14 protein-coding genes are annotated in these 13,771 nt (G+C 52.0%); 9 read left to right on the plus strand and 5 right to left on the minus strand.

What is annotated here, in order from left to right; all coding sequences use genetic code 11:
* Positions 1–97, minus strand: a 97-nt coding sequence (locus KQJ19_RS23970; RefSeq protein WP_253296329.1) for a hypothetical protein, incomplete at its 3' end; no start/stop codon positions are given.
* Positions 98–462: 365 nt separating this feature from the next.
* On the opposite strand from KQJ19_RS23970, the gene KQJ19_RS08075 reads away from it, so the two are divergent.
* The gene (locus tag KQJ19_RS08075; RefSeq protein ID WP_016151593.1) at positions 463–924 is read left to right on the plus strand and encodes a YbaK/EbsC family protein; all 462 of its coding nucleotides are present in this window, start codon (positions 463–465) and stop codon (positions 922–924) included.
* A gap of 54 nt (positions 925–978) precedes the next feature.
* On the opposite strand, the gene bglJ is transcribed toward KQJ19_RS08075, so the two are convergent.
* Together bglJ and KQJ19_RS08085 are read right to left on the minus strand one after the other, a co-directional pair.
* On the minus strand, positions 979–1,656 hold the full coding sequence (gene bglJ, locus KQJ19_RS08080; protein WP_029139757.1) for a DNA-binding transcriptional activator BglJ: 678 nt from the start codon (positions 1,654–1,656) through the stop codon (positions 979–981).
* Complete coding sequence (locus KQJ19_RS08085) at positions 1,617–2,342, minus strand: response regulator transcription factor (RefSeq protein WP_016151591.1); 726 nt, start codon at positions 2,340–2,342, stop codon at positions 1,617–1,619. The genes bglJ and KQJ19_RS08085 overlap by 40 nt, the downstream gene beginning before the upstream one ends.
* A 458-nt stretch (positions 2,343–2,800) precedes the next feature.
* Here KQJ19_RS08085 and KQJ19_RS08090 point away from each other — a divergent pair, with 458 nt between their 5' ends.
* From KQJ19_RS08090 to opgB, 6 genes are all read left to right on the plus strand, one after another.
* The gene (locus KQJ19_RS08090) at positions 2,801–3,577 is read left to right on the plus strand and encodes a threonine/serine exporter ThrE family protein (RefSeq protein WP_016155624.1); all 777 of its coding nucleotides are present in this window, start codon (positions 2,801–2,803) and stop codon (positions 3,575–3,577) included.
* The gene (locus KQJ19_RS08095; RefSeq protein WP_016151589.1) at positions 3,568–4,041 is read left to right on the plus strand and encodes a threonine/serine exporter; all 474 of its coding nucleotides are present in this window, start codon (positions 3,568–3,570) and stop codon (positions 4,039–4,041) included. The genes KQJ19_RS08090 and KQJ19_RS08095 overlap by 10 nt, the downstream gene beginning before the upstream one ends.
* Positions 4,042–4,164: 123 nt before the next feature.
* Complete coding sequence (dnaT, locus tag KQJ19_RS08100) at positions 4,165–4,704, plus strand: primosomal protein DnaT (protein WP_016151588.1); 540 nt, start codon at positions 4,165–4,167, stop codon at positions 4,702–4,704.
* Positions 4,705–4,706: 2 nt separating this feature from the next.
* Positions 4,707–5,444, plus strand: a complete 738-nt coding sequence (gene dnaC / locus KQJ19_RS08105) for a DNA replication protein DnaC (protein ID WP_016155623.1) — start codon at positions 4,707–4,709, stop codon at positions 5,442–5,444.
* Positions 5,445–5,514: 70 nt separating this feature from the next.
* Positions 5,515–6,006, plus strand: a complete 492-nt coding sequence (locus KQJ19_RS08110; RefSeq protein WP_016151586.1) for a DUF2501 domain-containing protein — start codon at positions 5,515–5,517, stop codon at positions 6,004–6,006.
* A 230-nt stretch (positions 6,007–6,236) separates the two neighbouring features.
* The gene (gene opgB, locus KQJ19_RS08115) at positions 6,237–8,528 is read left to right on the plus strand and encodes a phosphatidylglycerol--membrane-oligosaccharide glycerophosphotransferase (protein WP_047500100.1); all 2,292 of its coding nucleotides are present in this window, start codon (positions 6,237–6,239) and stop codon (positions 8,526–8,528) included.
* Between the two features lie 105 nt (positions 8,529–8,633).
* Here opgB and KQJ19_RS08120 read toward each other — a convergent pair whose 3' ends face one another.
* Together KQJ19_RS08120 and KQJ19_RS08125 are read right to left on the minus strand one after the other, a co-directional pair.
* Positions 8,634–10,079, minus strand: a complete 1,446-nt coding sequence (locus KQJ19_RS08120) for a tagaturonate reductase (RefSeq protein WP_216403524.1) — start codon at positions 10,077–10,079, stop codon at positions 8,634–8,636.
* A gap of 13 nt (positions 10,080–10,092) precedes the next feature.
* A complete protein-coding gene (locus KQJ19_RS08125) occupies positions 10,093–11,115 on the minus strand; it encodes a zinc-binding alcohol dehydrogenase family protein (protein ID WP_141875876.1) in 1,023 nt (340 codons plus the stop codon).
* A gap of 137 nt (positions 11,116–11,252) precedes the next feature.
* Between KQJ19_RS08125 and KQJ19_RS08130 the strand changes: the two genes are divergently transcribed.
* Entirely contained in the window at positions 11,253–12,167 is a 915-nt protein-coding gene (locus KQJ19_RS08130) for a GntR family transcriptional regulator (protein WP_016151582.1), read from the plus strand.
* A gap of 212 nt (positions 12,168–12,379) precedes the next feature.
* Complete coding sequence (locus KQJ19_RS08135; RefSeq protein ID WP_016155619.1) at positions 12,380–13,741, plus strand: MFS transporter; 1,362 nt, start codon at positions 12,380–12,382, stop codon at positions 13,739–13,741.
* Positions 13,742–13,771: the final 30 nt, after the last annotated feature.

Raw genomic sequence — 13,771 nt, forward strand, 5'->3', positions numbered from 1 at the left:
TCACATGACGTTGTGAAGAGATGCGCCCGGCAACAGGGCTGACGTAATTTTCAACGAAGCGGAAAATCACATTAAACACAGCATGATTAGTAGACATAGCCGTTCTCCCGTTGTGCAAAACCCTGCAACCGTGCTGGTATCAACACCACCACGTAAAGCCCATTACTGCTTTTCGCAACCGTGCCGGGAGGAACGCCAGCGCTACTGCATTTTGAGTTCAGTTTCATAGATGGCTCTTATTATGTAATACATAGGAAGTGACAACTTCAGTATTAATCGCCATTTGAGCATTCTGCAACCGGTTACTGTAACCGGTTTCTTTGATTGTGAAGACGATCGAAAAACTGCCAATGTTGCCATGTTGTTACATTAAAATATTTACAGCGAGCTTGCCCCTATGACAAATTACGCCATGCGGTTTTCTGCTGTATGGAGCTACCTGTAGGCGATTTGGAGAGAAGAATGAGTTTGCAATCAGTACGCCAATTTTTAGCGCAATATGCACCAGATATTGAGATTATCGAATTAGATCAGAGCACAGCTACCGTCGATCTGGCAGCGAAAGCCCATAACGTCGAACCTGGCCAGATCGCGAAAACGCTTTCTCTGAAGGTCAAGAACGACATTATTCTGGTCGTCGCCAAAGGTGATGCCCGACTGGATAACAAAAAGCTAAAGAGCACTTTCGGTGCCAAAGCCCGGATGTTGAGTAGCGATGAAGTGGTGAACGCGACGGGCCATCCTGTTGGCGGCGTTTGCCCTTTCGGACTGGAAACGCCGATTTCAGTGTACTGCGACGTTTCGTTGAAGCATTACGCTGAAGTGCTTCCCGCCGCAGGCGCCATCCACAGCGCCGTTCGTATCACGCCAGAAAGGATGGCTGAGCTGACTTCCGCCACCTGGGTGGATGTGTGTCAGGGATGATTCACGTTCCGTGCCGATAACGAAACCCGGCACGAAACGATCTAACATTACCCGTTAAGAAGCCGCCTGTAGAAAAGGTGCAGGTTCACCTGCACGCAGGTACAGCAGGATATCTGCAGCATCCAGCAGTCCGGCATCTGAGCTCACGCCCAGCTTGGACATCACATTAAATTTATGTGCCCGAATGGTTTTAATATTCCGCTCTAACTGAGCAGCGATCTGCGGCATTGAATAGCCATTCGACATAAAGCGCAGTATTTCTCGTTCTGTTGGACTGAGCATACGGCTTTGATTGATATACCAATGGTTTTTAGAACCTTCGGTTCCCCGGTTGGGACCGTTCAATACCGTAAATAACGCGTCCTGCAGTACCGTTAATGAAGAAGATTTGCTCACAACGCCATCTAACGGCAACGGCGACAAAGAGCCGATTAATCGCGCTTCAGCGTCATCATCAGCAATCACCACCCGGCGAATACGCGGAAAATTTACCGCCAATTCCGTCAGATAAGCTAACCCGGCCCTGCGATCGGTTCTGATTGCAGAGAGGGAGAAAATAACCGCCGAAAACGACGTTTTTAACATCACCTGACTAAATGCAGGCTGGCTCGAAAAGATATGAAGTTCGTATTGATTATCCGGCATGGTATTAAACAGGCTCTTAATACCGACGCTACTCATCGCGCACTTCTCTACCAGCGCAACGTTTCTTTTGATGCTTCGGCTTTCCATTCCGTGGTTTCTCCATAAACTGAAGGTAAATTCAATTCTCGCGATCCTTGAGAACTGTTTATCCAGGCGTACATTTCTGCATTGCTATGTATCGACAAGCGGCGCATAGCACTGTTCTTTTGGGCGCTAATCGTTTTATTGCTTTTCTTCAGCAATGTCGCAATCTGATTAATTCCCCAACCTTTTCCCAGGAGTCTCAGCACTTTCCTCTCCGAGAGGGTAAGTACAATTGAGCGGGCGCTATGGTCTGCTAATTCTGGCATCACGGGCGGAGAGAGCAGCGACTTGCTAATTCTCTCGGCACGGCTATTTCCTGCGTGAATAACATTCACCAAACTTTCAATCGTCTCGGCATCAGATAACAGCGAACTGACAGGGCACATCAGCAATTCAATGGCCAGCGGATAAAAAACACGAGAAACGAGAAATACCCAGTGAATATCGCGGTATTGAGATAATAAAGAATAATACTGTTCGCAGACTGAACGTGGATGATTACAGTCTCCGGATAAGTCAGCAATCACCAAATCGGCACAACGCAGCTGCAGCAACGTCAGTTCTTCGACGGAGCGGCAGTAGGTAAGTTCATAATCAGCGAACTGCCCCTGCATTACACCTTTAAGTCCGGTTTGTACGATCGGTAATTTACTAATAATAATTGCGTTTTTGCAGCGTCCTGGCAACATATCTCCTCCACATTCACCAGTCCGTATTCGCACGTATTAAAAATCCCCTGATAAATTAAAAACATTAATTAACAGGAAACCCTAAACAATAGACGAGGTGAATTGTTTATCCTTGGCTTTTATTTATAAATAAAGTTACACCGCTACAATCCCAGTAGCATCAAACTATTGAACCATCATGCCAATAATTACTCATAAATACACTCTTTGTACAATTAAAAGAACTACAATAGATCGTTAGCGTTGCTTACGTATTTTCCATCCTGATAAATAGCACTACATTTTCATAAGCGCTGTCTTTATTGATAAGCAAGTGAGGTATGCAAACGCATCAGACGTACAATCTGCATCTTTTTTCGACGCAAAGATTGATCTTAGCCAGAGCCAACAGGATCATGCTTCATGATAAAAAGAAGACATCCGCCACGCAAAGAGATCCTTTTCAGTCAGAGCGAGTCATGCAAACAGAGCAGTCGTCACAGCGAACGGTTACACGGTTATGTATTCAATGCGGTCTTTTTTTACTGCAGCATGGGGCAGAAAGTGCGCTGGTTGACGAGCTATCCACCCGCCTCGGGCTGGCGCTTGGCATGGATAGCGTAGAAAGCGCTATCTCCTCTAACGCCATCGTCCTGACCACCATTAAAGACGGGCAGTGCCTGACTTCAACGCGAAAAAATCAGGATCGCGGAATTAACATGCACGTCGTGACGGAGGTGCAGCACATCGTTATTCTGGCGGAACACAAACTGCTGGATGTTAAAGGCGTTGAGAAACGCTTTAGCCAGATTAAGCCGCTGCGCTATCCAAGATGGTTGGTCGCCTTTATGGTCGGCTTGTCCTGTGCCTGCTTTTGTAAACTCAATAATGGCGGATGGGATGGCGCGGTGATCACCTTTTTCGCCAGTATGGTGGCAATGTATATTCGCCAGATTCTGGCGTCCCGGCATTTGCACCCGCAAATCAACTTCTGCATTACTGCGTTTGTGGCAACCTCGATTTCTGGTCTGCTGCTGACGTTGCCGACGTTTAACCACACTCCAACCATCGCCATGGCCGCCAGCGTGCTGCTGTTGGTTCCGGGTTTTCCGTTGATCAACTCCGTCGCGGATATGTTTAAGGGACACATTAATACTGGGCTCGCTCGCTGGGCTATTGCCAGTCTGCTGACGCTGGCGACCTGCATTGGCGTAGTCATGTCGATGACCTTATGGGGGCTGCGCGGATGGGCGTGATCGATTTCATTTTGGCGCTAATGCAGGACATGATCCTGTCGGCAATACCTGCGCTTGGTTTTGCCATGGTATTTAACGTACCACATCGGGCGCTCCCCTGGTGCGCGTTACTCGGCGCTCTCGGCCATGGTTCACGAATGGTGATGATGAGCGCAGGGTTTAATATCGAATGGTCAACCTTTATGGCGTCGCTACTGGTGGGCTGCATTGGGATCCAGTGGTCACGCTGGTATCTGGCGCATCCGAAAGTCTTCACCGTTGCGGCAGTAATCCCCATGTTCCCTGGGATCTCTGCCTATACCGCCATGATCTCGGCGGTAAAAATCGGCCATTTTGGTTACAGCGAAGCGCTGATGATCACGCTGTTGACCAATTTCCTGAAAGCCTCATCGATTGTCGGAGCGCTCTCCATCGGGCTATCCGTACCGGGATTATGGCTGTATCGCAAACGCCCGCGCGTTTAGCGGCACGCTTTGTTAGCTCCTCGCAGAGAGGGGAATCGCCCCCTCATCTGCTGCTCTCCTTCTTCTCTGTGTTACTATAAAAGCAGTCCCCTTCTCGGTTGTTGTTCAGTATTGAGAAACATTATGCCCAGCAAAATTTTGACGCCGGACGTCACTAGCATTGACGCCTTACTACACGATCACCATACGGTGCTGGCCAGGTCTGCGGGCGGCGCCGTAGCCGTATTCGCCAATAACGCGCCAGCATTTTACGCGGTGACGCCTGCACGACTGGCCGAGTTGTTGGCGCTTGAAGAGAAGCTGTCACGCCCGGGAAGCGATGTGACGCTGGATGCACAATTTTATGAAGAGCCGCAAACCGCTCCCGTTGTCGTGCCAATGGGGAAATTTGCGATGTACGCTGACTGGCAGCCCGATGCCGACTTTCAGCGCCAGGCCGCCCTGTGGGGCGTGGCGTTAAGAGAACCGGTCACCGCCGAGGAACTGGCCTCATTTGTCGCCTACTGGCAGGCCGAAGGCAAAGTCTTTCACCATATTCAGTGGCAGCAAAAACTGGCACGCAGCATCCAGATTGGCCGGGCCAGCAATGGCGGAATGCCGAAGCGCGATGTGAACAGTGTCAGCGAGCCTGACAACCATATTCCACCGGGTTTTAGAGGATAACGATGAAAAACGTTGGCGACCTGATGAAACGTCTGCAAAAAATGATGCCGGCTAATGTCGAGCCAGCCTTTAAAACGGGCGAGGAGCTGCTGGCATGGCAAAAAGAGCAAGGTGAAATTCGCGCCGCAGCGCTGGCCCGTGAAAACCGGGCCATGAAAATGCAGCGCACATTCAACCGTTCCGGTATTCGTCCACTGCATCAGAACTGTTCGTTCGATAACTATCGGGTGGAATGCGAAGGTCAGATGAACGCCCTGAGCAAAGCTCGCCAGTACGTTGAAGAGTTTGACGGCAACATCGCCAGCTTTATTTTCTCTGGCAAGCCCGGCACCGGCAAAAACCATCTGGCCGCCGCTATCTGCAACGAACTGCTGCTGCGCGGCAAGTCGGTGCTGATTATCACCGTTGCGGACATTATGTCAGCCATGAAAGATACCTTCAGCAACCGTGAAACCAGCGAAGAACAGCTACTCAACGATCTCAGCAATGTCGATTTGCTGGTGATCGACGAAATCGGCGTGCAGACCGAATCCCGCTATGAAAAGGTGATCATCAACCAGATCGTCGATCGCCGCTCGTCTTCAAAACGCCCGACCGGTATGTTGACCAACAGCAATATGGACGAAATGAACAAACTGCTGGGCGAGCGGGTAATGGACCGTATGCGCCTTGGCAACAGCCTGTGGGTGATTTTTAACTGGGAAAGCTACCGTAGTCGGGTAACCGGTAAAGAGTATTAACGTATTAGGACCACTCCTAAGACTGCCGGCGCTATACTGCGCTGAAAAGGCATAACACGAGTTGCATATAATGATGAAAACAACCAAACGTCTGCTGTGCTGTGCGCTTGCCGCCAGCACGCTCATCTCGACCAGCGTTTTCGCCGCCTCCTGGCAGGATTCGCTCTCCAGCGCGGCCAGCGAACTGAGCAAACAAAGCTCCGGCTCGCAGGGCGGCTCGTCGCTCTCTTCCCTGACCAGTCTACTGAATGGCAGCAATCAGTCGCTGACCTCCAGCAGCATGAATAACGCCGCCGGAATCCTGGAATATTGCGCGAAACAGAAACTGGCCTCGGTCACCGACACGCAGAACGTCAAAAACCAGGTGCTGGATAAACTGGGCCTCAGTGCTCCGGAGCAGAAACAAGACACCAACTATATGGACGGCATTCAGGGGCTGCTCAACGCCAAAGATGGTCAACAACTGGACCTGAACACAATTGGCAACAGCTCGCTGGCGAAGCAGGTAAAAACCAAGGCCTGCGATCTGGTGTTAAAACAGGGTATGAACTTCATTTCCTGACGCACGATATGCCGCGTATACCCTGCGCGGCATCAACCTGTTCCCCATAAAATTCACACGTCAAATAATCAGTAAATCCCCCGCAAAAAACACGCATATCTAAACCAATTCTGAATAACAACGTAATTTAATGTCACTACAATTGCAGCAATGCAACATCGCTATTACATTGTGCTTTCCCAAAATCATTAGCCTGCCTGGCGTTTGCCCGGTTAACTGAGGATCGATCGTTGTCAGAACTCATCTCCATTACTCTGTTTCTCGCTTCAGTGCTGATTTACGCCTGGAAAGCGGGTCGCAATACCTGGTGGTTTGCTGCCACGTTAACGGTGCTGGGGATTTTTATTGTCTTGAATATCACGCTGTATGCCAGTGATTATTTCACCGGCGACGGTATCAATGACGCGGTTCTGTACACGCTGACCAACAGCCTGACCGGCGCGGGAATTGGAAAATATATCTTACCTGGCGTCGGGATTGCGCTGGTCCTGACGACCGTTTTTGTCGCTCTCGGCTGGATTCTGCGCCGCCGTCGCCATCATCCGCATCATGTGGGTTACAGTCTGCTGGCCCTGCTGCTGGCGCTGGCCTCCGTAGATGCCAGCCCGGCGTTTCACCAGATAACCGAACTGGTAAAGTCGCAGTCGCGCGATGGCGATCCGGATTTCCCAACCTATTATAAAGAGCCGTCAAAAACGATTCCCAACCCGAAGCTGAATCTGGTTTATATCTATGGCGAAAGCCTCGAGCGCACCTATTTTAACAACGACGCGTTTCCGGATCTGACCCCGGAACTCGGTGCGTTGAAAAACGAAGGTCTGGATTTCAGCAATACCATGCAACTGCCGGGTACCGATTACACCATCGCTGGCATGGTCGCCTCCCAGTGTGGTATTCCGCTATTTGCGCCGTTTGAAGGCAACGCCTCGGCGTCGGTCTCCAGCTTCTTCCCCAACAATATCTGTCTGGGCGATATCCTGAAAAACTCCGGCTATCAAAACTACTTTGTGCAGGGAGCCAACCTGCGCTTTGCCGGCAAAGACGTGTTCCTGAAATCTCACGGTTTTGATCATCTCTACGGTGCGGAAGAGTTAAAAAGCGTGGTTGCGGACCCAGCCTATCGCAACGACTGGGGCTTCTACGACGATACCGTGCTGGATGAAGCATGGAAAAAATTCGAAGAGCTTTCACGTTCGGGCCAGCGCTTTTCACTGTTTACGCTGACCGTGGATACCCATCATCCAGACGGATTTATCTCACGTAGCTGCAACCGTAAACGTTATGACATCGACGGGAAGGCCAACCAGTCCTTCAGCGCAGTCAGCTGCAGCCAGGAAAACATTGCCGAATTTATCAATAAGATCAAAGCCTCACCGTGGTTCAAAGATACCGTTATCGTGGTTTCTTCCGATCATCTGGCGATGAACAACACCGCATGGAAGTATCTGAACAAGCAGGATCGCAACAACCTGTTCTTCGTGCTGCGCGGCGACCAGCCACAGCAGGAGACGCTGGCGGTGAAGCGTAACACGATGGATAACGGGGCAACGGTACTGGATATTCTCGGTGGCGATAACTTTATCGGTCTTGGCCGCAGCAGTTTGTCGAGCGAATCCGTGTCTGAAGTGTTCCTGAACATCAAAGAAAAAATGCTGGCGTGGAAGCCCGATATCATTCGCCTGTGGAATTTTCCGAAAGAGATGAAAGAGTTCACCGTCGACCAGGACAAAAACATGATCTCTTTCTCCGGCAGCCATTTCCGCCTGCCGTTGTTGCTACGCGTATCGGACAAACGCGTCGAGCCGCTGCCGGAAAGCGAATACTCGGCCCCGCTGCGCTTCCAACTGGCAGATTTCGCGCCGCGAGATAACTTTGTCTGGGTTGATCGCTGCTACAAAATGGCGCAGCTATGGGCCCCGGAGCTGGCGCTCTCCACCGACTGGTGCGTATCGCAAGGCCAGTTAGGCGGACAGCAAATCGTGCAGCACGTCGACAAAGCCAAATGGAAAAGTAAAACCGTGTTCAAAGACACGGTGATCGACATGGAGCGCTACAAAGGTAACGTTGATACGCTGAAAATTGTCGATAACGACATTCGCTACAAAGCCGACAGCTTCGTCTTCAACGTGGCGGGCGCGCCGGAAGAGGTTAAACAGTTTAGCGGCATATCACGCCCCGAATCCTGGGGGCGCTGGTCCAATGCGCAGCTCAGCAAAGAGGTGACCATCGAGTACAAGGCCCCGCTGCCGAAGAAATTCGATCTGGTCATCACCGCGAAAGCCTTCGGCGACAATGCCAATCGTCCTATTCCCGTGCGCGTTGGCCGCGAGGAACAGACGCTGGTGTTAGGCCATGATGTCACTACCACAACCTTGCATTTTGATAACCCGGCAGATGCCGATACGCTGGTGATTGTCCCGCCCGATCCGGTCGCCACCAACGAGGGCAATATTCTCGGCCACTCGCCGCGTAAGCTGGGGATCGGGATGGTTGAAATCAAAGTGGTCGCTCAGGGCTCGTAACATGAAATGGCTGATGGCGCTTCGCTTATCAGCCTTACAGCCAGCCGCATTTATTGTCAGAAAAAAAACAGCGCCCAACACCACACCGGGCGCTGCATGGCAACCTTATTCCAGACTTTTCACTGTCTGGCGCATACCCTGCACCAGAATCATTTCCAGGTTTGCCGTCACCTGCCCGGCAAGCCCGGGCAGCAACGTCAAATCTTCACCCCAGTGCGCCGCATCGCCGAGCACAGTATCCACCAGTTCACGCAGCGTTAAATCTTTGCCAACTCGCGGCCACAGACTGGCATACAGGCTAACCCACTGCTCATCATCCTGTATCGGATAGCGTTCTCCCTCCCGCTCTGCGCGATAAAACGCCAGCAGCGCCGCGAGGGCGAACGTTAACCGCACGGGCCAGCGCCCATTTTGCTGGCCCGCCAGCAGTTGCGGCAAAATTCGGGTACGGAATTTGGTCATCCCGTTAAGCGCAATGGAAAGCAACTGGTGACGAATGTAGGGGTTTTGAAAACGCCCACTCACTGCGTCGGCAAATTCACGCAGTTCATCCGCCGGGAGATCCAATACCGGTATAATTTCCTCGCTAATCGCCCGCTCGACAAAGTGACGGACATCGGCATCCTGCATCGCTTCGCCGACGGTCTCCAGGCCACACAGCCAGGCCACCGGCACCAACGCCGTATGCGCGCCATTGAGAATGGCGACCTTACGCTCTTTGTACGGTTTGATATCGCTCACTACCCGTATGTTCAGCGGGCACTGCGCCAGCTTCAGCTCCTCGGCCAGCCACTGCGGCCCCTGAATCACAAACAGGTAAAAATGCTCCGCGGTATCGAGAAACGCATCGTGATAGCCAAGCGAAGCTTCCAGCGCGGCGGCTTCTTCTCGCGGGTAGCCGGTGACAATGCGGTCGACCAGCGTGGAACAGAAGGTGTTTGCCGTCGCCACCCAGTCGGCAAACGCCGGGGGAAGTTGCCACTCCTGCGCATACTGCAGTACCAGCGTTTTGAGCGCCTCACCGTTATAGTCGATAAGCTCGCACGGGATAATGACCCAGCCCTTATCCACTGCGCCCTCAAAATGATTAAAACGCTCCAGCAGCAGACGCGTCAGTTTAGCCGGAAAGCTTACCGGCGGCGCATCATCGACCCGGTCTGCCGCGTGATAGCTAATTCCAGCTTCGGTGGTATTCGAAAACACAAAGCGAATATCCGCATTGTGGGCCAGCGCCAGATACGCCGCGAAGTCCTGATACGGATTGATTTCGTTATTCACGGAACGGATAAGCCGCGCCTCACTCACCGCTTCGCCCTGCGCGTTTAGACCGCGAATAAGCGTGGTGTACAACCCGTCCTGGGTATTCAGCGACGGTGGAAAATCGGTATTGATCGGGCGAACGATGGTCACGCCAGCGTTCAGAAAGGTTTGCTCGTTGAGGATATCCAGTTGCCAGTCGACAAACGCTCGCAGGAAATTCCCTTCACCAAACTGGATCACGCGCGTTGGGTAGCTTGCCCCCGGAAAATCACGTCGATTCAATGTCTTCATCGCATTTACCCTCTCAGAACGTGATCACGCCTTTAATCAGCTCACGGTTGTTAATCACATCCCGTTCGTAGATTTCTGCCAGTGTGGCAAACGCGTAACGGTGCGTGAGCATCATGTCGGCGGTCAGTTTGCCTTCCGACATCAGGCGGCCCACTTTGGCGAAATCTTCCGGTGTGGCGTTGCGACTGCCCATCATGGTGGTCTCTTTCTTGTGGAACTCCGGATCGGAGAACTGCAAATCGCCTTTGAATAGCCCAACGAAAACAATGCTGCCGCCATGGCGAATCAAATTCACCGTGTTGTTCATCGCATGCTGATTGCCCGTGGCATCAATGACCTTTTGCGCCAGCGAACCGCCAAACTGGTCACGCAACTGCGCATCAAAATCTTCTGCAGACGGATCGATAACCGGGAGCCCCAACCGGGAAACCACATGCTCCCGGCGAGCCGGACTGGTATCGGCGACCACCACCTGTGCGCCATCGGCTTTGGCAATCGCCGCCGCGCCCAGACCAATCGGACCGGCACCGACCACCAGCACCTGCTCACCCGGAGCCACCACCGCCCGGCGTACCGCATGCGCACTAATGGCATAAGGCTCAATCAGCGCCGCCGCCTGCGGATCAATTCCCTGCGCATCCAACAGGTTGGTGACCGGTACGGACAGGTATTCGCTGAAGCCGCCATCCTGATGCACGCCAATCACCGAAATCTTCTCGCAGCAGTTAGTGCGCCCGCTCAGACAGGCCGGACACTGCTGGCAGGCCACGTAAGGAATAACCGCCACCTGCTGACCATTTTTCAGATTCTGTATATTTTTGCCCAGCCCGACAATTTCCCCACATATTTCATGACCCAGCACACGTGGATAGCTGAAAAATGGCTGATTGCCGCCCCAGGCATGAATATCGGTCCCACAAATCCCGACTGATTTAATTTTTATTAATGCTTCACCCTCACCCGGAATAGGTATTTCACGCTCTTTCCAGACTAATTTTTTAGGTTCCTGGCAAATCAACGTATTCATCGTAGACATGATTCTGCTCTCCTGTTTTTTTGTTGCCTCAGATATCAACGAAAATAAAAAAGCCGGAGAAAGCAGAAACACAATCTGTGAATCCCAGCGCATAAAAATGTTTTAAATCGGGTTTTAATACGCAAAAAGGAGAAGCCATGAGCCGTTCACAGAACTTACGCCACAATGTGATTAACCAGATAATCGATGATATGGCGCGTGGTCATATCCCTTCCCCCCTCCCGTCGCAAAGCGCGCTGGCGGAGATGTACAACATCAGCCGCACCACCGTGCGCCATATGCTGAGCCACTTAGGCGAGTGCGGCGTGCTGACCCAGGTCGGCAGCCACTATGTCATCGTACGTAAACCCGACCATGACGACGGTTTTGCCTGTACCACCGCCTCCATGACTGAGCAAAACCGGATTTTTGAGCAGGCTTTTTTCACCATGATCAACCAGCGTCAGCTACGCGCAGGGGAGAGTTTCTCCGAACTTCAGCTTGCCAGAGCTGCAGGGGTCAGCCCGGTGGTGGTGAGAGAATATCTTTTAAAATTCGAACGTTACAATCTGATCAAAAACGAAAAACGCGGCCATTGGAGCATGAAGCAGTTCGATCAGGCCTATGCGGAACAGCTGTTTGAACTCAGAGAGATGCTGGAAACCCATTCCCTGCAGCATTTTCTCAATCTGCCCGACGATGACCCGCGCTGGCTGCAGGCTAAAACACTGCTGGAGCGTCACCGGGTCCTGCGCGACAGCATCGGCAGCAGCTTTCGTATGTTCTCGCAGTTAGACCGTGAGTTTCATGCTTTACTGCTCTCCGCAGCAGATAATATATTTTTTAATCAATCACTTGAAATCATCTCCGTGATTTTCCACTTTCATTATCAGTGGGATGAAAGCGACCTCAAGCAGCGCAATATCATTGCCATTGATGAGCATATGACCATCCTCAGCGCACTGATTTGCCGCAGCGACCTGGATGCCACCCTGGCGCTCTGTAACCATTTGAATTCAGCCAAACAATCGATGATTCGCTCCATCAACCAAAGCCATAGCGCCGCTCATTAAGTACCGATAAAAAACAGCAAACCATTACCGGGAGCACGATTTTATAAAAATAAAAACGCCGGAAAAATACCGCTTGCCTATGCTCACGCTAAGTCGACTGCATTAAAAACTTTTGTGAGCGGTGATGAGCAAATTGATTCATCACTGGTATTTTTTCAATACTGCACAGCCCGGCTGTGTGAAAATAAATTATTGAGGTTCAGGAGTCCGGCGTGGAAAAAAATAATATTACCCTCGACCCGAGTTCTTCGTTTGGCACGTCGTCATCTGCGGATATTAACGTTCCGCCTGAGGGCATGGTGCAACGCAGTAGCCGAATAAAACGTATTCAGACCACAGCAATGATTTTATTATTTTTTGCTGCGGTGATTAATTATCTCGACCGCAGTTCACTGTCGGTCGCCAACTTAACGATTCGTGAAGAACTGGGGCTGAGCGCCACGCAAATCGGCGTACTGCTGTCAGTGTTTTCTCTCGCTTACGGTATTGCACAGCTGCCCTGCGGCCCGCTGCTGGATCGCAAAGGTCCGCGCATTATGCTGGGGCTGGGGATGTTCTTCTGGTCGCTGTTTCAGGCGATGTCTGGCATGGTTCACAGCTTCACTCAGTTTGTTCTCGTGCGTATCGGGATGGGGATCGGCGAAGCGCCCATGAACCCGTGCGGCGTAAAGGTCATCAACGACTGGTTTAACATCAAAGAGCGCGGTCGCCCAATGGGGTTATTCAACGCCGCTTCCACCATCGGTGTTGCCATTAGCCCGCCGATTCTGGCTGCCATGATGCTGGTGATGGGCTGGCGTTGGATGTTTATTACCATCGGCGTGCTGGGTATTTTCCTCGCCATCGGCTGGTACATGTTGTATCGCAACCGCGAGCAGATTGCGCTGAGCGCTACTGAACAAGCGTATCTGAACGCCGGTAGCGTCAATGCCCGCCGCGATCCGCTGAGCTTTGCCGAATGGCGCAGCCTGTTCCGCAACCGCACTATGTGGGGCATGATGCTGGGCTTTAGCGGCATCAACTACACCGCGTGGTTATATCTGGCGTGGCTGCCAGGCTACCTGCAAACCTCCTACAACCTGGATTTAAAAAGCACCGGATTAATGGCGGCGATCCCATTCCTGTTTGGCGCAGCCGGCATGTTAATTAACGGTTTTGTCACCGACTGGCTGGTGAAAGGCGGTATGGCACCGATTAAGAGCCGTAAGATTTGTATTATCGCCGGGATGTTCTGTTCTGCGGCCTTCACTTTCATCGTGCCGCAGGCCACAACGTCGATGGCCGCCGTCTTACTGATCGGTATGGCGCTGTTCTGTATCCACTTCGCCGGCACCTCGTGCTGGGGTCTGATCCACGTAGCCGTCGCCTCACGCATGACCGCCTCCGTGGGCAGTATCCAGAACTTTGCCAGCTTTATCTGCGCGTCGTTTGCACCAATCGTCACCGGATTTATTGTTGATACCACCAACTCTTTCCGTCTGGCGCTGATCATCTGTGGCTGCGTCACCATGGTGGGAGCCCTCGCCTACATCTTCCTGGTGCGCCAACCCATCAGCGATCCGCGTAAAGATTAATCCTCATGATGCCCGATAACACCGCGCTTA

Source organism: Citrobacter sp. S46_ASV_140, from assembly GCF_018919545.1.
Classification (GTDB): Bacteria; Pseudomonadota; Gammaproteobacteria; order Enterobacterales; family Enterobacteriaceae; genus Citrobacter; species Citrobacter braakii.